Below are 19,299 nucleotides of genomic sequence, written 5' to 3' on the forward strand. Positions count from 1 at the left end.
ACTGTGAGCATACGCCGCGCCGGCAAAGACGCGAAGCTCAAAGCCGTGATGGTTTATTCGGCCGCACCTGCCTTTATCTTGTCCCTGAACCAGTCGAGCGTCATGGCGACGCCCTGTTCGTAGCTGATGTTGCACGACCACTCGGGCATGACGTAGTTCGCCTTGGTCAGGTCCGGCCTTCTGTTGGTGGGGTCCTGCGGTGGCGAAGGCTCGAAGACGATCGGCACGCCACCGACCAGCTTGGACACATATTGCGCGACTTCGAGAACCGAGATCTCGCGATCATTGCCGACGTTCAAAGGTCCCTTGTAGTCGGTTTCATTCATCCAGAAATAGCGGGCGAAACCATCGACGACGTCATCGACATAGCCCCAGCTGCGCGATTGCTTGCCGTCGCCGAACACTGTGATCGGCCGGCCCGCCAGCGCCTGGGTGATGAAGTTGGAGACGGCGCGGCCGTCGTCGGGCCGGGTGCGGGGACCGTAAATGTTGAAGGGACGCACGACCTTGAGGTCGAGCCCGCGGGTGCGCTGCATTTCGAAAAGCAGCGATTCCGTGCACCTTTTGCTCTCGTCGTAGGACGAGCGCGGTCCGGTGCAATCCACCTGGCCCTTGTAGGATTCCGGCTGCGGCGACACCAAAGGGTCGCCATAGACTTCGGAGGTCGAGGTGAAGCAGAAACGCCCGCCCTTCTTCAGCACATCCAGCAACCGGAAGGCGCCGAGAAGGTTGGCGGAAATCGTCCTCTGCGGTTCTTTCATGTACCACGGTGGCGATGCGGGGGATGCGAGATGGTAGACTTCGTCGAACTTCTCCGACGTCTGCAGCTTCTCGACGTCCGATTTCACGAAGTGAAAACGCGGATCCCTGATGTGGGCGATATTTTCGAAAAGCCCGGTCCAAAGATTGTCAACAACGACCAGCTTGTGGATGTCTGTTCTAAGTAACAGTCGATCGCACAAATGCGATCCGATAAATCCAGCTCCGCCAGAAATCAATACGCTTTTCATTGCATGGCGCCTTGTGACTTTAAGAAGGTGAGTGTTTATTAGCATCACCTTTAAGGCGTGGCAATTACTTAGAAATGTTCTGGAAAATACTCGCTTATTAATCTTAATTATTAACACGTGTTACTTAAAGTAGTGCCGCCGGCTTCGACATCGGACCAATTGCGGCAGGGTGAACCCGTTGCCGGCAGCCCATTTTATATCACGACGGCGCTGGCTGGCGCATCAGGCTAAAGTCTGACGCCATTTTCGGTAGCCGGGTACACGGATTCAACTGTTGCAGTTGCGCGTCTGACGCTTAGCGCGCCGCCTGTTTTCCGATCAGTCGGAGAGTGCCGTCAATATCTGATAGGCGGCGGCGACGCGATCCTCGTTGGGATAGTTCTTGTTGGCCAGGATGACAATGCCGAGCCGCTGTTTGGGGATGAAGGCGACATAGGCGCCGAAGCCGTTGGTCGAGCCGGTCTTGTTGATCCACACATCGTCGACAGGTTTCATGGGCGGCTGCAGTTCCGAAACCGGCATGGTCTTCAGCATCGCGGGCGAATTGCCCTCCAGCAAGTCGTTCAACGCGGCGGGATAGGCATATTGCTCCCAGATGAGATCCTGGCTCATCGCCCCCGCTTTGAAATATCCGATATGGGTGTTGGTGATCGCCTGCTGCAGTTTTTCGTCGAGCTTGACCAGGCCCATATTGGCGCCGACGAAGCGGATCATGTCGCCTGCGGTGGATTTGACGCCATAGGCTTCGGCCGAAAGCATGGCAGGCGTCATCCGGGCGGGCTCGCCGCTGCGCTTATAGCCTTGAGCATAGTCCGCCAGCCGCGCTTTCGGTACATCGATATAGGTGCTTTTCAAGCCGAGCCCGGCAAACAGCTTGTCCTGCATCAAAGCCGTAAAGTCCCCATGCATGGCTTTGGCCACGATATAGCCGAGCATGCCGATGCTAGGATTGGCATAACTTCTCTGCGTCCCAGCCGCATAGGAGGGCTGCCATGCCTCGACATAGCCGAGCAGCTGTTTTTCGGTTTTGATCTCCTCGGGAAGCTGCAGCGCAAATCCGCCCGCCGTGTGGGTGCCCAGATTCATCAGGGCGATATCGCCGAACGGCTTGCCCTTCATCGCCGGCAAATACTTGCCGACCTTGTCCGATAGCGAGAGCTGTCCGCTCGCTTGCGCGTAGGATGCCAGCGTCGCCGTGAAGGTCTTGCTGATCGATCCGAGTTCGAAGAGCGTGGTCGGCGCCACCGGCCTGCCGCTGTCCTTGGATTCGACGCCGTAGTTGAAGATGTGGTCCTCACCGTCAGCGGTGATGGCGACGGCAATGCCGGGGATGGTGTATTTCTCGATGATCGGCTTGATCGCCGCATCCGTGATCGCCTTCAACTTGGTCTCGTCGGCGGCAAAAACACTTGTGGCAGCGCTGGCCGAGAGCAAAATGGCCGATAAAATTCTTATCCCAACGCTTTTCATAACCGTCATCCTCCAATCGACAGGGCAGCCAAAACAAGCGCAAAAGCGCATGGGGAAGACGTTTAACGGCGCTATTTTGCAATCACAAATGATGATATCTCGCAGCAGCCACAAGAATTTCTAGGGCTCACATGGTTCGGCAATTCCTCCCCCTGAACGGCCTGCGCGCCTTCGAAGCCTCGGCCCGGCATCTGAGTTTCACCCGTGCGGCGATCGAGCTCTGCGTCACCCAGGCGGCGGTCAGCCAGCAGGTCAAAGGCCTGGAGATGCGATTGGGGGTGGCCCTGTTCCAGCGTCTTCCCCGCGGCTTGAAAATCACCGCGGAAGGCGAAGCGCTGCTGCCGACGGTGACGGCCTCCTTCGACCAGATGGCGACGACGCTGGACAGGATCGAAGCCGGGCAGGTGCGGGAATTGCTGTTTCTCGGCGTGGTCGGGACGTTTGCCGTCGGCTGGCTGTTGCCGAGGCTTGCGGATTTCCAGCGCCGGCATCCCTTCATCGATCTGCGCATTTCGACCAACAACAACCGGGTCGATCCGGCCGCCGAAGGACTGGATTTCGCCATCCGCTTCGGCAGCGGTTCATGGCACGGAACGGAGGCGCAGCGCCTGTTCGAAGCGCCGCTCTCGCCTCTCTGCATCCCCAAACTGGCGGAACATCTGCAGTCGCCTGAAGATCTCGCCGGGGCGGTGCTGCTGCGCAGTTACCGGACGGATGAATGGAGCAGCTGGTTTCAGGCGGCAGGCGTTCCCCCGGCGGCGCAGGTCAATGCCGGCATCGTCTTCGATTCCTCCGTCGGCATGATGGAGGCGGCCCTCCAGGGGCTCGGCGTCGCGCTCGCGCCGCCATCGATGTTCACAAGGCATCTTTCCTCGGGCGCGATCGTCCAGCCCTTCGCCACCGCCATATCGCTCGGCAGCTACTGGCTGACGCGCCTGCAGTCGCGCCCGGTCACGGCGGCCATGCAGGCGTTTTCGGATTGGATCGGTGCGCAATCGAGCGCTGCATAATCATCGGAGCGCCCACGTGTGTGGGCGCTCCGAGCCGCATCATTGAGGGAATGCCGACGTCACTTTTGAATGCAGGTGTCGACGGTATCCTTGGTGCATTCGTCCAGCCCGGTAAACACCGGATCCTCGACCGGCTTCCCGGCGATCAGGTCCATCATCACGGTTGGCGCCTTATAGCCCATTTCGAACGGCCGCTGGCCGACGAGGGCGGTGACCAGGCCCTCCTTGGCGATCGCCACTTCGTCGCCGATCGTGTCGGCGGCGCCGATGACGAATTCGTTCTTGGCGATCTTGTCGGCCATCGGCTTGAACAGGTCGCGATAGGGCTGCGGGGCGCCGAACAGCGGCCAGCCGCCCATGATGCCGAAGGCATCGAGGTCGGTATTGGCGGCAAGGATGTCGGTCATCGCCTGCACGCCCTTGGCGCCATCGTCATTGGTAAAGACCGGGCAGCCGGCGACCTCCGTCCAGCCGCCTTCACCTTTCAGCGCCGCCAGCCCCTTCTGGCCGCTCAGCGTATCACGCATGCCCTGGGCGCGGCGCAGAATGTTGTCGGCGCCGGGATTGCCTTCGATGGTGCAGATCTTGCCGCCGTTCGGCTTGGCCTTCTTGATGTATTCGCCGATCTTGGCGCCCATCAGGTAGTTGTCGGTGCCGAGATAGGTCTTGCGCAGCGCCGCGTCATCGGCTGCAAGATCGGCATCGAGCGTCATCACCGGAACGCTTGGATTGGCCGTCTTCAGCGTCTGGGCGATCAGCTTGGCGTTCGACGGCGAGATGGCGATGGCCGCGGTATCGGCCTTCCCCAGCATATCCTGGACGATCTGCGCCTCGCCGGCCTCATCGGAGGTCGATGCCGGGCCGGTGTAGAAGCATTCATATTCGGCTGATGCGTTTTCCTTGTTCCACTTCTGGCAACCCTGGTTGATCGCCTCGAAGAACGGGTTGTCGAGGCCTTTGACGACGATGACCAGCTGCTTCTTGGCGGCGAGCGCCTGACCGGCCGTCAGCGCCATAACTGCAGCTGTAAGCAATAATGCCTTCCTCATAGCTTCCTCCCATTGAAAAAGACGGGCACTTCTGCACCCGCCGCGTCATCAACCTGGATACCAGACGACCCGAGGCTCCTCCTTCGAACGCTGGTAGTCCCAAGCCGAATTGATCAGCTTTTCCAGATCGTAGACCGGCTTCCAGTCCAAGAGATATCTGGCCTTGCTGTTGTCCATCCAGTTCGAGTGGAACTGGCTTGCGATGTCGATCGAGCCGAGCCCGCGCGTGCGGGCAAGGTGTGCTGCAACCTCGCCATAATCGACGGGCCGATCCATCGCGATGTTGAAAAGCTCCCCCTTGGCGCGCGGATTGTCGATTGCCGCAAGGATCGCCGCGACCAGATCGTCGACATGCACGAAATTGCGCTTCAGCGGCCGCCCGTCGGCATCGCGCAGCAGCGGCACGGTGCCGTCATGGGCGTAACGTTCGGCATCGGCCGCCGGCACCAGCGTCTTCCAGTCCGGCCCGCCGAAGACATCGTCGCCGAAGGACAGGGTGTATTTGAAATCGTCCTTCTCCATGATCCAGGGCGCGCGCAGGCAGCAGGTGTTGATGCCGTACTGGATGGTGAACTGCTCGAGCATCACCTCTTCCAGCACCTTGGAGAGCGCGTAGCAGCCGGGATAGGCCCGATGCGGCGTCTTTTCGGTCACCGGCCCGTCATGGCGATAAAAGAAATGGCCGATGCCGGCATCGCCGCCGATCAGGATGAACTGCTTTGCCGTGGGGCTGGCGCGAAACGCCTCGAGCAGCCAGAACAGGCCCTTGACGGTGATATCCATCACATCGGCCGGGATTTCCTTGCAGGTGGCGAGATGCACGACGTGGGTGACGCCGTCCATTGCCGCTGCCACGACATTGCTGTCGGCGATCGAGCCTTTCACCACACTGATGCGGTCGGTCTCCTCGAGCACACGATTATGACAAAGCGCGCGAATGCGTGCTTTGGAAAATTGCGGCTCGTCAAGCAGCCCAGTAATGAAGCGCCGCCCGACCTTGCCCGTAGCCCCGGTGACAAGGATCAGCATACCTCTCTCCCCAGTAACAGCTAATATCCCCGCGTTTCCGGCGTCAATCTGTATTTGTCGTACAAAATAGATTTTTGTGATGAGAGGCCGTTTTAGCGGACATTTGATTGACGATTCCTGGCGCTTTTGCATTAATGCAGACAATCGCTTTTCCGGGAGGAGATCGGCCAAGCGAGATCGCAGGTGTCTGACTGGCAACCGGGGTTTGGCACCGGCGGCGAAGGCGGGCCTGCAGGTTCCGGGGAGGGTAGTCGGCTGGTCGCGGTTCTCGAACTCACCAATATTTCAAAACATTTCGGCGCCATCCAGGCGGTCAACGACGTGTCCTTCGCGCTCGAAGCCGGCCAGGTCGTCGGCCTGATGGGCGATAACGGCGCCGGCAAAAGCACGCTGGTCAAGATGATCGCCGGCAACTTCCGGCCGAGCGAGGGCACGATGCGGCTGGAGGGCAAAGAGATCGTCATGCACCGTCCGATCGAAGCGCGCCAGCACGGCATCGAGATCGTCCACCAGGATCTGGCGCTCTGCAACAACCTGACGGCGGCCGCCAACGTCTTCCTCGGGCGGGAGCTGCGCCGCGGCATCGGCCCGTTCCGCATCCTCGATTACAAGGCGATGTACCGGCGCGCCGGCGAGATCTTCAAGGAATTGAAATCGGAAACCCGCCCGCGCGACCTGGTCAAGCAGATGTCGGGCGGCCAGCGGCAGGCGGTGGCGATCGGGCGCACCATGCTGTCGGAGGCGAAGATCGTACTGATGGACGAGCCGACCGCGGCCATCTCGGTCCGCCAGGTGGCCGAAGTCCTCAATCTGATCCGCGAACTGCGCGACCGCGGCATATCGGTCGTGCTGATCAGCCATCGCATGCCCGATGTTTTCACCGTCGCCGACCGGGTGATCGTCATGCGCCGCGGCCGGAAGGTCGCCGACAAGGCGATTACGGCAAGTTCGCCTGAGGAAGTGACGGGTCTTATAACGGGCGCCATCGAGCAGGTCTGAGCGGGCTATTTCTCCCGCGGGAGAAATACCGCTGACGGCAATGCCCCATCTGGAGTGAGAGGTCGAAATGGCAGTGACACTGGACCAGACGATTGCACAGAAGCAGCGCAGCCGGCTTGCGGAGTTTGTCGGCGGTCAGACATTCTGGGTGCTGATCGCCGTGCTTCTCGCCTGCCTCTTCCTGTCCTTCGCCACCGATTCCTTCGCGACGTCGAAGAACCTCTACAACATCACCCGCAACGTCACCTTCGTCGCCATCATCGCGCTCGGCATGACGCTTGTGATCATCACCGGCGGCATCGATTTGTCGGTGGGCTCGGTGCTCTGCCTCTGCAGCATGGTGCTGGCGGTCACCATGAACGCCGGTTATTCCATCGAGGTCGGCATAGCGGCCGCGATCGTCACGGCGCTGGTTATCGGCGGCTTCAACGGCGTGCTGATCGCCTATCTCAATTTCCCGCCCTTCGTGGTGACGCTCGGCATGCTGTCGATTGCGCGCAGCTTGGCGATGGTCGCCTCCAACAACACCGTCGTTTTCCAGTTCGGCCCCGACCATGACAAGCTGCTCGCGCTCGGCGGCGGCGCCTGGTTTTTCGGCATCGCCAACCCGGTGCTCTACATGGTCATCCTGGCGCTCATCACCGGCTTCGTGCTGCGCTGGACGCGCTTCGGCCGCTATATCTTCGCGATCGGCGGCAATGAACATGCCGCGACGCTGACCGGCGTTCCCGTGCGCAACATCAAGGTCGCCGTCTATATGATCTCGGCGCTCTCAGCCGGCATTGCGGGCATCGTCCAGACCGGCTGGCTCGGCGCCGTCACCACCAATATCGGCGCCGGGATGGAACTGCAGGTCATCGCTGCCGCCGTCATCGGCGGCGCCAACCTCGCCGGCGGCGTCGGCACCGCCTTCGGCGCCCTGGTCGGCGCGGCGCTGATCGAAGTGATCCGCAACAGCCTCGGGCTGCTCGGCATCAATGCGTTCTGGCAGGGGACGTTTATCGGCGGGGCGATCGTGCTGGCGGTGCTGTTCGACCGGATTCGGAATTTGCGGCAGAGCGAGTAGGGTTGGGCTGCGCGGCCTGCAGCACATCCGGCCGCAGCAGTCGTTGAACAGACTCTGACTACACCCTCAGAAGCGCCCGTCCTCATAGCCATCCAACTCAGGGCATCCCCTGATGTTGCCGAAGCCGATCTCCCGCCGGTCGCCCGATTGATCCAGGCCTCTGAGCACGATGACATTGTCATCCTGCTGTATAATCTCGCTACGATAGATGCCGGCCCGCAGCGCCAGGTTTTTCGCCTGGCTTATGTTGCATTGTCCGCGCCGTGGCGTGACGTGCCAGTATCTGGTGCCTTGGCCATCCGTCTGCCATCCGCCGGAGGCGGCGAGCCCCGACACGCTGGAGAGCAGGATGGCACACGACACTATCGAGCTGCCTAAAACCAGTTTCATGTCATCTCCGTCAGCCGTCGGCGTTTCAGGGCTCGTCGCTCATCGACTTGCCTCGGTTGCAATGGATAACCGGGTTTGCCTAGCGTCACGACAGTAGATCACTCGCGCTAACACGGTGCTAACGCGGCGCCGGCATCCGGCCCAAGGCCCCGAAACCCCGGTTTCAAGATAACGCTGCCAGCGACTTTCATCCTCGGCATGTTCGCGGATCGCGCGTTCTGCTTTATCGGCATAGGAACGCAATATGCTTTCGATGAAATCGGCAAGGGAGGTGCCTTGCCTCTTTGCGAGCACTCCGCGCTATGGACGGCAGTCGAGACAAAGTTTGATAATCCCCGCCAGAGCCAAAACCGTGACGAGCAACATGAAAGAGGTTGCCACCACGGAAAAAGGCATGGCGATCAGGAACTTCGATTTCGGCGTCGCCAACAGGCGATCGTCACCCCCACCACCGGACCAGGATATTTTAGGGCCGAAATCCTGGCTGAAATCATAGCCGTTTTTGCGGTAGAAGATGATCGACCGGATGCACCAATACCAGCTGTAGGCGCAAAAGCCGCCTGCCGCGCAGAACATCACCCACAGTTCAACCCACTCGTCAGTAACCAATACTATTCTCCCCACCGTTCGAAGGTGCCGCTGCATCAAGCCGGTATTGAAGATCAACCAGAGATAGCTATGTTGCGTCGTATAGTCACAACAATTTAAGGTCTATCGAATTTTGCACAGCGTCATCTCACTCTTCTCAATGCTTGGACTATGCATTCTGGCCATTCCCGCCGAACGCGCCCTGGCCACCGACAATCCAAACATCCAGAGGATCGCGCCCGGCGATCCGGCCATGGCCAAAGCCCATGAGAAATCCATGAGGGAGTTGGACGGCTTCCTCGAGAAACTGCGCAATCCACCGCCGGGAACCGAAAACTACAACATAAAACTTGGTTTCACGGACAAAGCCAAGGGCGTGGTACTGACCACTGACGAGATGGCGTCGCATATTGAATTCATGTGGGTCTATCAGATCGAGGCATCGGGTGACCATTTTACTGCTCTTCTGGGCGATACGCCGGAAGACGTCCACAACATCAAGCAAGGGGATCGCGTCGAGTTCGAGAAGTCGGATATCTTCGACTGGCTCTATATCGAGAATGGGAAAATGAAGGGAAACTATACCGTTTGCCCATTGCTCTTGGCCGGCCCGAAAGAAGAGTTGGACCAATATCGCGAAATCCTCGGCATCGTCTGCGACTGACCGCAAGGACGCTCCCAGCTCCCCATGATGATCGCGGTCAGCCCTCCGGTGCCGATGTAAACCGGCTGGCATCGAACGGGCCTCTGGCGGCGACCGGCCCCCTGGCGGCGACCGGGATGACATCCTCACCCGACGTCGCGACATTCGCTTCACGATGAACCGCGCGGGGGAGATCCGCGGCGCGCTCAACCCGATCGCCTCGCCCGGAGAATGCAGCGCCCATTTCATCAGCGCCGCGTCGGACGTGGATCCGAGGAAATTTGCTTCTTCCCAGGAGGCGGTCATCGGCAGCGAGGCGATCATATCAGCGCCCGGCCTGGAGGCCTCCGCTGCAGCAATGCGGGGATGGAAGCGGGCGTGATCAGGCAACGCCGAGATCTGTCTCTCCGGAAGTGCGGCAATCGGCCCGATCGACGCAGTCTCCAGTTCGTCGTCCACATCAGCGTCCTGCGCAAGGGCAGGCGGGCGCATCGCCGGTATCGGAATCTGCAAAGATGAAAGATCCGGAGCGGAGCCTTTGTCATCCCGCTCGGCCGCGCCGGTCTGCAGCGCGAGCGCGTTCACTGCTCGGCTTTTCGGCGTCGGCAGAAGCGCCGTCACCAGGTTGCCGTCTCTGGCGCCGCCGCTCGGCCTGGTCGACACCACCACCTCTTCGTCTTCTCCGGCGGTGCCGGCGATCTGGATCGCGGTGGGGCTGACGCGCTTCTTGTAGTTCGCAACCGCCTGATTGTATCCCGGCAGCGGCCGGCCATCGGCCGGCAGATGCATGGTCTGCCCATTCGGGAATATTCGCGCGAGTTCCTGCCGCGACATGCGCGGCCAGGCCCTGACATTGCCGACGTCGAGATGCACGAAAGGCGATCCCGATGTCGGATAATATCCGACACCGCCGATCTGCATCTGCATGGCAAGCGCCCGCAGCGTCGCAAGCTTCACGCCGGGAACGTAGAAATCCATCGCCTTACCCAGCATATGCTGGCTCTTCTTGGCGACACCCGTACTGCGCGAACGGTTGCGGAGCATGTTGTTGGTGGTGGGAGATCGATAGGCGGAGACGATGTGGATGTAGTCCTTGCCGCCGCTGCGCTTGTACACCTCCCAGACCAGGTCGAGCAGCCGCGGATCCATCCGGGTCGGCTCGTTCCTTCGCCAGTCGCGCAGAAACCGATTGATCTGGGCAAGGCCCTTGGCATCGAACTTTCCGTCGCGCTTATAGGTGATCGTCGCCTTCTCGCCCGTATGGGTAAAGAACAGCTTCAGGGCGCGATCCTCAGCCGAGGCAAATGATGCGGAACCGATAAGGGGAGGGAGCGCAAACAGAGCCGGCAGAATGGTCTGCGCTGCGAAGCGCTCAACACGCGACAGGAGCGTGGCAATTCCGCCCGACAAACCTTGCAGTGAATACCTCAACGCCAACAATCCCGTCTCACACCGAACACTTGACGACGGGCGGGAACTCCGCATCCATCAGGCTCAGTAAAGCCAGCTTATGGTCAATAAATTGCTAACGAGGGGATGCGGAAGCTCGGTGAGTTGAGGATGCGAGCTATCCGAGAGCGCAATCGCAGCCTGCGCCCTCGGAGGAGGCCGCGGCACGTCACCACAATATCGGCGGCGGCGCGGCGCGTCTTTAGAACCAATGGCTTTTCATTTCGGCAAGGAATTCCATCGCCGCCGCAGGAAAACCAGAGGCCTCACCGATCACAGCGTCAATGCCGCAGCGCGGGCACAGAGCTGTACTGTCATCGTCACCCACTCTTCAATCTCGGCAGGCTTAAAAACTGCGCAGCAGTGAAAGCAGCCACAAGATGCGCTCGCGTCGATCTCTCGTCGATGATTGCTGGACTGTGTGTGCGCTTGAATGAAATCATCGCGCATGCTGCATCTTTTCCTCGGAGTATCGGGTGTTGGCGCTGTTCCCATTCAGTGTTGCGGGCTACATACTTGCTCCTTCGTGGCGGTGATCGCCGCCCAGAAGGTCCAGCCAGGCCTGCGCCAGTTTCCGGCAACCGTGAACTCGGCGTGATAAAGAATAACCGCGATCACCGATATGGCCCTGAGGCCATCAATCTCTGGTCTGTAAACCTTCAATGCCCGCGGCTTCATATCGAGAGTGTACTTGGTCGCGCGCAAGATTGGCGCTTTTGGGGCTGCCTAACACAGAGATCCTGGAGGGAGAACCGTTACGGCCCAATAAAAGATTTGCGGGCGGGGCCGATTTCAATCTTTATTTTCTGCGCTGTTGTAAATCAGCATTCCCCGTTCGTTTGTTTTCCCGGTCGCTCTATTGGCTGTTCCAGAAGCGAGAAAAGACGCCAACTGACTTAGATCCCGCTTTCCCCCGGCATGATCGGGATCAATGCGGGCCTCGGCGAGCTTCTCCAGTTCCGCGTCGCCGAGGTCGCCCTGCAATTACGATGAGGCATCAGAAGGACGGAAAGAATTCTGGCCAATGACGGTACGACGGCGTGCCGTCACCCTATTCACGGTCAGTTCGTCTGACGCAGCTTATACCTTCGGCAGCAGGATGGGGTTTTTCATGCGGCGTAGACTTTTACTCGTACGTTTCCGCCGCCGGCAAAAGGATTGTCGCAATGAAGGTAGAGGCCGAGCGCGAGCCGTAAGCTGCGAGGCACGTAATGTGCGTCAAAATCTGTCGCCGTGAAAATCGGTTGCTGACTCCATGGACGAAGTACGGCCCATCCCCAGCCGTTGGTATCGCTTCCTTCGCACTCGATGAATATGCCATCGGGAATGTCTCCCGGCGCCAACTGCGACTGATCGCCGCCACCTGCGTTTGTGAACGGACCTTGTACTCGACCTGCTCCAGGGGTGAGGTCCCCTATTGCAATGGTGAGTGTATGATCTTCTTTTTTGTTAATGTGATCCCCGGCGGAGCATCCCATCCAGAGTTCACCCAATAGTTTTGCCATAAATTATCTCCATCAATGATATTGTTCATTCGCTAGTGGCTTACGTTTCGAGGCGATCTCTCGCGTGCTCGCGATGGATAAAATTGCGAAATCCGTTGCGCCCCGCCTCCTCCATTTGGAGGAGGGCCGTGAATAGCCAGTTGATTTTCAGATGTGCCGGTTCGACGTGCATACCTTCGTCCGCTCAGCAATTTACTGAAGAGCAGATTATTTCAGTGATGAAGGAAGTGGGAGGCTGGCGCGAACGAAAGCCCCCCGTGTGTCAAGCGCGGATTTCTGAAACGACATCCTACGATTGGGCCGCAAAAATATAGCGGCATGGAGGTCTCCGAGGCGAAGCGTCTGAAGGTCTGCCGTGGAGTATAAACGCTATGAGTCCATAGAGGGCGGACGTCAGTTGGCCTGGCATCCTCACTTGAGTTTGTTAAGCAGCGCAATCAGCTGCCCCTGCTTGGAAGTATCGGTTTTCGCAAAGATAGCTCGAAGATGCGTTCTTGCAGTCTCGTAGGTGACATTGCAGATGTCGGCGACGTGGCTCAACTCCTTACCCGTAGCAAGGAGGCTTGCAACCTTGACTTCGGTTCCTGTTAAGCCAAACAAAGCACGTGCGACGTGCAAGTCACCTGGCGATTGGTTCTCATCAGGATCAACGAGGATACCGAGCGCCCATCCTGTATTGAAGACATCCAGCAAATTGCCGCGCAGCCTATGTATCTTTAAAACAAGATCACGCCTGTCATCACGCGCAAGCCTGATGGGGCTGCCGCTATTGGCGATCCCGCTTGGGTTCAGAATGGCATTACAGGCAGCCGCTTTCACACGGGCACCGTCTCCACTTCGCGGAGTTGAAATCTGCCCTTGCTTAAGATTGATACCGTTTCGGAACATGGTTTCAGCTTTCGCATTGACCCGGATGGTGTTGCCCGCCCGGTCGAAAAACAATCCTGCGACATCCACCAGATCGAATGCGTCGTGCATCGCTTCTATTTTCGTGTCTGCAAGTTTTCGAGCCACCGTCCCGGCGACGGACATCTGATTGCGAAAACGGTGTAGTACCGCCTGCTCCTCGTCGGAGAAGGGGGCATCATCAAGCCCCCGATTGAGAAGAACCGCATAAAGATCGCTGTTTATATTGAAGCCGACATAGGCGCCGTAAAAGAAACCGTGTGGCCGCAGGAATTCCTGATAGTAGGGATCGGTCCGATATTCCTCTTCCGTTGCACAATCCTTGTCAGTCATAATTCCTTTGCGTTCCAGTGCAGGAATGCCTCTGGCGCGAACACAGGTTTTGTAGAGTTCGTTTCGGAGATAGAACTCCGTCATTTCCTTGGCATTGTGGGTGAACTCGATGGAACCAGGAACCTGAGCGCGAATGGGCATGACGTTCGCTCCGGTCGCACCTCCCCTCGCGCAAAAACATCCAGTGCATCATGCCAAGGCGAGATTCCGATGGATGCCTCGAAGAGCAGGTCGGTAGCTTTCCCCAACAGTTCTATGTCCACGCTCACCACCTTCGGTTGGAATTTCCTCAGCACAAGCAACTTGGTCCACAAGATACTTTGTTTGTAAACGGTGTTTCGATGGGCGCTGACTTTTTACCGTTCACGGAGCGGGAACTTCTTGTCACGAAGCTGACGATGGCGCGGAGGTTGCCTCAAAATGGAGGATGGAGCGGAAGCCGAGAACCGGGCTAGCGGCCTTTCCCTTGTCGAGCCGCGATCCGATGAAGGCGCACGAGGAGACAAATACCACGACTTAGTCCGGAACCTTGTTCCGGCACGATGAAGGTCAGGCGGGCGCTACCGGTTTGCTGGAGGGCCGGGGCATGAGCGATGTGTGCCGGGATTTCGGCATCTCGCGCAAGACCGGCTACAAAATCTTCAATCGCTACAGGGAGGGCGGGCTTGAGGCCCTGACCGGCCGGTCGCGTCGCCCGGTACGCTATGCAATCAGTTGCCGGAGCCAGTTACGGCGGTGGTCGGCCTTAACAATACCCTCAGAAGTTCGGGCTTTCCTCATAGCCTTCCAACTCAGGGCATCCCCTGATGTTGCCGAAACCGATCGTTCGCCGGTCGCCCGATTCATCCAGACCTCTGAGCACGATGATGTTCTCATCCTGCTGTATGATCTCGCTGCGATAGATGCCGGCCCGAAGCGCACGGTTTTTCGCCTGGCTTATATTGCATTGCCCGGGCGGCGGGGTGACATGCCAATATCTCGTGCCTTGCCCATCCGACTGCCATCCGCCAGAAGCGGCAAATCCCGACGCGCTGGATAGCAGCATGGCAGACGACAATATCAGGCTGGCTAGAACCGGTTTCATGTAATCTCCGTAAGCCGTGGCGTTTACGGGGTCGTCACCATTCCATTTGTCCCTGTTGCAACGGACAAACCGGGTTTCCAATAGTGCCGCTATGGTAGGTGACTTACGCTAACACCGTGCTAACGCCGGCTGCGGCCGCAATTCGCCGATTGAAAACAACGAGTTTTCCTTAGCGGTTTGCGTTGCGCTGCCGATGTTGCCGTTTAAGGAAGAGCGCAAAAGCCGACAAATCAACAATTTCGATAAGGCGGAACCGCACGGGACGAGATGAAATTTGGCACTCATATGCCATTGTTTTTGCTAAATAATTTCGATGACTCTGTGTTGGGTGGCTGTAGTTTATCAAAAAGATTCGGCTGACCGGAGATAAAATTATCTTAACGGTTCACGCGATTCCTAGGCATGCCGAATTGCCCATTTGCACTCTCAATAAATGCACTGCTACCACAATTCGGAGGGGGTTTTGTTTGATGGTGGAGCGTTCGATCGTATATGGGACAGAGTTCCAACTATGTCTTCAGAGAATCAGAACAAGGTGCCGGTAGTAGCCCGCGTCTTTCGCGTTTTTGAGATCCGCGCCTCCTTAAATCCCGTGTTGCAGTAAGGGTGTGTCAGTTGGGCATTGTCAACAGACGCAGCACCACCGTCCTGTCGGCGCTCGTTATGGTCAATGCTGATGGCCTGGCGTGGGACTACGCCAGTGCAGATGGAACATCTCGGGCTCTTTGCGAGTAGTTCGCGGATTACAATCCCAGACTTCATTTGCGAGGAGTACGAGTTTGAAGGCGACGGTTGGTAAGGGTTTTCTGAAGGCTGAAGATACGAGAAAGCCCGATCTTCCATCACGGCTTTCGTTATCTCGTCTGCAGTTTTCCCGGCCTGGATTGCCTCAAGAACTTTTGTGTAGAACGACTGGAGGTGAGTCTGGAGGGTTCTGTGAGGTCCGGGCGCTGTGCGTGCGGCATTCACTGATCGGACCTCATTGAAGCCGGATTGAGCGAAGGCGCGGGTTGTTTGGCGCTATGGGGATTTAGCCGAAGCGGTGGATGGCGTTTTGCAGGGTTGAGCCTTGCCGGAGCCCGTGGACAGGTATGGAAGGAGATTCTTGCCGGTATTTGCGGTGTCTTTGACGCGCCTGTCGGCTGGTTTGCATCGACCGAAACGTCGCTCGGGCACGATTGGCCAAAGCACTCGCACCGCGGCTCTTCGGCATGCCGACGCTGATCGTTGCAATGATGCCGCGCGTAATATGATCATGAACTGTCGTTCCATGCTGGCCGACGTACCGGCTGGAGCGGGGTCCACGCGCCGATGATCGTCATGGTTCCGCCGCAACAGGAGCAGCGGTGCAGCAAAGGTGGTGGCTTTGTGTCCGGTTCTTCGACCGGGTGTTCCGGCGGCGGGACGTCGAGCAGGCTTCGGCACAGGTCCAGCTTCAGTTGCCGATGGCCATTGGCAAGCAGGCCATAATGACGAATGCGGTGAAAGCCGTCCGGAACGGTGTGAAGCAGGAAACGGCGGATGAACTCGTGGGCATCGAGCGTCATTACCTTTTGCCTGCCGCCCGTTCGATAGTCCTTCCATCGGAATGTGACTCGATCGCCATCGATGCTGACGAGGCGGGAATTGGAGATGGCAATGCGATGGGTATAGCGCCCGAGATAGGCCAGCACCTGTTCGGGTCCGGCAAATGGCGGCTTGGCATAGACCACCCAGGCGACACGCCGCGTTTCTTTGACAATGTGATTGAACGCCGCCGGATTGGCCAGGCCGGCGATATCGCCAAAGAACCGAAGCTGGTCCAGGTCGTAGGCCTGCTTCAGCTCTTCAAGAAACAACCGCCTGAACAGGGATGACAGAACGCGCACGGGCAGGAAGAAGTTTGCCCGGCAGGGAACCCAACGGGACTGGTCCGCCGACAATCCGCCGCCCGGCACGATGCAGTGGATATGAGGGTGAAAATGAAGGTTCTGTCCCCAGGAGTGCAGCACCGCGATGAAGCCGATCTCTGCACCCAGATGCCTGGGATCGGCAGCAAGCTTGCGCAACGTCTCGGCGACGGCGCGAAACAGGATCGTGTAAACGGCATTTTTGTTCTGGAAGGCAATTGCGGCGATCTGCTGCGGTAGGGTGAAGACCACGTGGAAATAGCCGACAGGCAGAAGGTCGGCCTGTCGGGCAGCAAGCCAGTCACGGCTCGCCTGTCCCTGGCACTTTGGGCAATGCCGGTTGCGACAGGAATTATAGGCGATGCGGAACGCCGCGCAGTCCTGACATTGCTGGACATGCCCGCCCAGGCGAGCGGTCCGGCACATCTCGACCGCACTCATGACCCGGCGTTCGACACGCCCGAGATGGGTGTCGTGGGCTTGACGATATCTTTCCCCGTGGCGGCGAAAAATATCCGCCACCTCCAGTCCCGCCGCCATGGCGAAACTTGCTCAGCTTGGCGGCACCACCTCCAGCGTCAGTCGGTCGAGCGGGCTGGTCGTGCTGCGGATCAGGGTATTGGAAACCTTCGTGTAGCGTGCCGTGGTGGACAGATTGTTGTGGCCGAGCAAAACTTGGATGATGCGGATGTCGGTTCCGCTTTCCAAAAGATGGGTGGCAAAGCTGTGGCGCAGCGTATGCACCGTTACCCTTTTGTCGATGCCGGCCGCGGCGCACGCCGAACGGCAGGCAGAATACAGAACCTGGACGTCGATGGGCTTGGTCTCGTCCCGACCCGGAAACAGCCAGACCTCGGGTCTCGCCAGCCGCCAATAGACCCGCAGGATCGCGAGCAACTGCGCTGACAGCATGACGTTGCGATCCTTTCCGCCCTTGCCATGCTCGACGCGGATGATGCCGCGTTCGCCATCAATGTTGCGGACCTTGAGATGGACAGCTTCCGAGGCGCGCAGCCCCGCCGCATACGCTGTCGTCAGTGCGGTACGGGTCCTCAGGCTTGGAACGGCTTCCAGAAACCGCACGATCTCGTCGCCGTTGAGGATCGTCGGCAGCTTGGCCGGTGTCCGGGCATAGGCAATGCGCTCCGGTATCTCGCCATGACCAAGCGTGACGCCAAAGAAGAACCGCAGGGCACAAACTGTCTGGTTCAAGGCTGGCCATGATAGGCCCGAAGAAACCAGATGCACCTGAAACGCGCGCACGTCTTCCAGTCCAAGACGGTCTGGCGATCGCCCGAAATAGCGCGAGAACTTCGTTACCGCATGTAAATACGATCGTTGCGTTGCTGGCGAAAGATTGCGGATCGTCATGTCATCGATCATGCGCCGGCGTAGAGGGCTCATCTCCGTCATCGTCATCTCCTGATTGAAGGTTGGGCAAAACAGCCCATTCCTTCAATCAGGAGCGCTTCATGCAATCAGATCCTCCAAATGCCGCGAAAGCGGCTTCGTTCAATCCTGCCGGAATCCTTAGTTCCGAATTTTCGTACAATCTGATTCAAAAGGGTTCGGTTGGATATTGACCTGATGTGGTGGACGGCCTCCGCTCCCGGCATCGCAATGTGCCAAAGTGTGGCTGTCGAAAGTCACATAAGGGAGAGCCGTCCATGGAGAAGATTACCACAATTGGTCTGGATATCGCCAAGCATGTATTTCAGGTTCACGGGATCAATGGTGCTGGCGCGACGGTGAGCCGCCGCAAGCTGCGCCGCGACGATGTCGTTGGATTCTTCAAGGCATTGCCGCCATGCCTGATCGGAATCGAGGCATGCGCGACTGGACACCACTGGGCTCGGGTTCTTATGGCGCTGGGTCACGAGGTTCGGCTGATGCCGGCGTCTTACGTCAAGCCATACGTGAAGCGGCAGAAGAATGACGCGACGGATGCCGAGGCGATTTGCGAGGCGGTGACGCGGCCGACGATGCGGTTTGTCCCTGTGAAGAGCGAGGAGCAGCAGAGTGTGCTGATGCTGCATCGGGTCCGCGAGCTTTTGATCCGGCAGCGGACAATGCTGGTAAACGCCTTGCGCGGCCACTTGGCGGAGTTCGGCATCGTAACGCGACAGGGCATTGCCGGCGTCGGAATGCTGATCGCGTTGGTCGAAGATGGTGATCACGATCTCATCCCGCCGCTCGCGCGGTCCGCGCTTCTTCCGCTGATCGGGCAGTTGCGGGAGGTGCACGAGAAGGTTAGCGAGCTGGATCGCCAAATTCATGCTTGGCATCGCTCGAACGAACTGAGCCGCCGCCTTGAGACGATCCCTGGAATTGGCCCGATCACTGCCAGCGCAATTGCCGCGACGGTGACCGACGCGTCGCTCTTCAAATCCGGCCGACAATTGGCGGCCTGGATAGGCCTGGTGCCGCGGCAGAACTCATCAGGTGGCAAGGACCGCCTCGGAAGGATCAGCAAACAAGGCGATCCCTATCTCCGCCGGCTTCTCGTTGTGGGCGCGCATGCGGTGCTTCGTTTCAGCGGCAAGGCTAAAGTTGCACCGACGCGTTGGGCGGCCGAACTTCTGGTGAAGAAGCCGTACAACGTCGTCGCTGTTGCTTTGGCCAACAAGATGGCGCGGATCGTCTGGGCGTTGATGACGACGGGCAGGCGCTTTGAGGCAACCGCCGCCCTTTGAATGCTCACAGAGGATGCAGAAATTGGTGAGGTGCTGATGGCGTGATGGCGAACGGTCGAGCCGGGATCGGACAAACCCGATCAGTGGGTGCCGCTTGAAAGCGCGTTGACCTGTCTGGGATCCGATCAGCGGACTACATCAGGGCCAGCGGCATGAACGCGCCGCAATCAAAGGCCGTATACATGC

General features: G+C 58.8%; 18 protein-coding genes and 2 pseudogenes. 6 read left to right on the top strand and 14 right to left on the bottom strand.

All coding sequences use genetic code 11. The features are described 5' to 3' along the window. Positions 1–53: 53 nt before the first annotated feature. Both ACS4RS_RS12905 and ampC read right to left on the bottom strand, forming a co-directional pair. Positions 54–1,010 carry an NAD-dependent epimerase/dehydratase family protein gene (locus tag ACS4RS_RS12905; RefSeq protein ID WP_439010662.1) on the bottom strand — a complete coding sequence of 319 codons (957 nt, stop codon included), beginning with the start codon at positions 1,008–1,010 and terminating at the stop codon, positions 54–56. A 318-nt stretch (positions 1,011–1,328) separates the two neighbouring features. Then, positions 1,329–2,480, bottom strand: a complete 1,152-nt coding sequence (gene ampC, locus ACS4RS_RS12910; RefSeq protein ID WP_439010661.1) for a class C beta-lactamase — start codon at positions 2,478–2,480, stop codon at positions 1,329–1,331. Between the two features lie 131 nt (positions 2,481–2,611). Between ampC and ACS4RS_RS12915 the strand changes: the two genes are divergently transcribed. Further along, a complete protein-coding gene (locus ACS4RS_RS12915) occupies positions 2,612–3,490 on the top strand; it encodes a LysR family transcriptional regulator (RefSeq protein ID WP_439010660.1) in 879 nt (292 codons plus the stop codon). 59 nt (positions 3,491–3,549) lie between these two features. Here ACS4RS_RS12915 and ACS4RS_RS12920 read toward each other — a convergent pair whose 3' ends face one another. Beyond that, positions 3,550–4,539, bottom strand: a complete 990-nt coding sequence (locus ACS4RS_RS12920; protein ID WP_439010659.1) for a substrate-binding domain-containing protein — start codon at positions 4,537–4,539, stop codon at positions 3,550–3,552. A 48-nt stretch (positions 4,540–4,587) separates the two neighbouring features. Continuing rightward, entirely contained in the window at positions 4,588–5,568 is a 981-nt protein-coding gene (locus tag ACS4RS_RS12925) for an NAD-dependent epimerase/dehydratase family protein (protein WP_439010658.1), read from the bottom strand. Between the two features lie 255 nt (positions 5,569–5,823). Between ACS4RS_RS12925 and ACS4RS_RS12930 the strand changes: the two genes are divergently transcribed. Together ACS4RS_RS12930 and ACS4RS_RS12935 are read left to right on the top strand one after the other, a co-directional pair. Then, positions 5,824–6,567: an ATP-binding cassette domain-containing protein gene (locus ACS4RS_RS12930; RefSeq protein WP_439011837.1), complete on the top strand. Its 744-nt coding sequence runs from the start codon at positions 5,824–5,826 to the stop codon at positions 6,565–6,567. Positions 6,568–6,634: 67 nt separating this feature from the next. Beyond that, positions 6,635–7,633, top strand: coding sequence for an ABC transporter permease subunit (locus ACS4RS_RS12935; protein ID WP_439010657.1), 999 nt, complete (start codon positions 6,635–6,637; stop codon positions 7,631–7,633). A gap of 66 nt (positions 7,634–7,699) precedes the next feature. Here ACS4RS_RS12935 and ACS4RS_RS12940 read toward each other — a convergent pair whose 3' ends face one another. Next, positions 7,700–8,023 carry a hypothetical protein gene (locus ACS4RS_RS12940; RefSeq protein WP_439010656.1) on the bottom strand — a complete coding sequence of 108 codons (324 nt, stop codon included), beginning with the start codon at positions 8,021–8,023 and terminating at the stop codon, positions 7,700–7,702. A gap of 300 nt (positions 8,024–8,323) precedes the next feature. Beyond that, positions 8,324–8,632 carry a hypothetical protein gene (locus tag ACS4RS_RS12945; RefSeq protein WP_439010655.1) on the bottom strand — a complete coding sequence of 103 codons (309 nt, stop codon included), beginning with the start codon at positions 8,630–8,632 and terminating at the stop codon, positions 8,324–8,326. A gap of 256 nt (positions 8,633–8,888) precedes the next feature. Between ACS4RS_RS12945 and ACS4RS_RS12950 the strand changes: the two genes are divergently transcribed. Next, positions 8,889–9,275 carry a DUF2314 domain-containing protein gene (locus ACS4RS_RS12950; protein WP_449313974.1) on the top strand — a complete coding sequence of 129 codons (387 nt, stop codon included), beginning with the start codon at positions 8,889–8,891 and terminating at the stop codon, positions 9,273–9,275. A 37-nt stretch (positions 9,276–9,312) separates the two neighbouring features. Here the strand turns inward: ACS4RS_RS12950 and ACS4RS_RS12955 are convergent. The 4 genes and pseudogenes from ACS4RS_RS12955 to ACS4RS_RS12970 form a co-directional block, all read right to left on the bottom strand. After that, a pseudogene (locus ACS4RS_RS12955) lies at positions 9,313–10,739 on the bottom strand (DUF882 domain-containing protein). A gap of 237 nt (positions 10,740–10,976) precedes the next feature. Further along, positions 10,977–11,153 carry a hypothetical protein gene (locus ACS4RS_RS12960; protein WP_439010654.1) on the bottom strand — a complete coding sequence of 59 codons (177 nt, stop codon included), beginning with the start codon at positions 11,151–11,153 and terminating at the stop codon, positions 10,977–10,979. Positions 11,154–11,812: 659 nt separating this feature from the next. Next, positions 11,813–12,208, bottom strand: a complete 396-nt coding sequence (locus ACS4RS_RS12965) for a hypothetical protein (RefSeq protein WP_439010653.1) — start codon at positions 12,206–12,208, stop codon at positions 11,813–11,815. A 411-nt stretch (positions 12,209–12,619) separates the two neighbouring features. Then, on the bottom strand, positions 12,620–13,588 hold the full coding sequence (locus tag ACS4RS_RS12970; RefSeq protein WP_439010652.1) for a helix-turn-helix transcriptional regulator: 969 nt from the start codon (positions 13,586–13,588) through the stop codon (positions 12,620–12,622). Positions 13,589–13,976: 388 nt separating this feature from the next. Here ACS4RS_RS12970 and ACS4RS_RS12975 point away from each other — a divergent pair. Then, positions 13,977–14,188 (top strand): annotated as a pseudogene (locus ACS4RS_RS12975) (helix-turn-helix domain-containing protein); the annotation flags it as partial. 16 nt (positions 14,189–14,204) lie between these two features. On the opposite strand, the gene ACS4RS_RS12980 reads toward ACS4RS_RS12975, so the two are convergent. The 4 genes from ACS4RS_RS12980 to ACS4RS_RS12995 form a co-directional block, all read right to left on the bottom strand. Further along, positions 14,205–14,531: a hypothetical protein gene (locus tag ACS4RS_RS12980; protein ID WP_285195613.1), complete on the bottom strand. Its 327-nt coding sequence runs from the start codon at positions 14,529–14,531 to the stop codon at positions 14,205–14,207. Positions 14,532–15,056: 525 nt separating this feature from the next. Further along, complete coding sequence (locus ACS4RS_RS12985; protein WP_449313681.1) at positions 15,057–15,374, bottom strand: HNH endonuclease signature motif containing protein; 318 nt, start codon at positions 15,372–15,374, stop codon at positions 15,057–15,059. Between the two features lie 410 nt (positions 15,375–15,784). Beyond that, on the bottom strand, positions 15,785–16,960 hold the full coding sequence (locus ACS4RS_RS12990; protein WP_439008677.1) for an IS91 family transposase: 1,176 nt from the start codon (positions 16,958–16,960) through the stop codon (positions 15,785–15,787). Positions 16,961–16,972: 12 nt separating this feature from the next. Then, on the bottom strand, positions 16,973–17,833 hold the full coding sequence (locus ACS4RS_RS12995; RefSeq protein ID WP_439008560.1) for a tyrosine-type recombinase/integrase: 861 nt from the start codon (positions 17,831–17,833) through the stop codon (positions 16,973–16,975). 254 nt (positions 17,834–18,087) lie between these two features. On the opposite strand from ACS4RS_RS12995, the gene ACS4RS_RS13000 reads away from it, so the two are divergent. Continuing rightward, positions 18,088–19,113 carry an IS110 family transposase gene (locus ACS4RS_RS13000; protein WP_439010117.1) on the top strand — a complete coding sequence of 342 codons (1,026 nt, stop codon included), beginning with the start codon at positions 18,088–18,090 and terminating at the stop codon, positions 19,111–19,113. The last annotated feature ends 186 nt before the right edge of the window (positions 19,114–19,299 follow it).

The sequence above is a fragment of the Rhizobium sp. F40D2 genome (assembly GCF_051810745.2).
Taxonomy (GTDB): Bacteria; Pseudomonadota; Alphaproteobacteria; order Rhizobiales; family Rhizobiaceae; genus Rhizobium.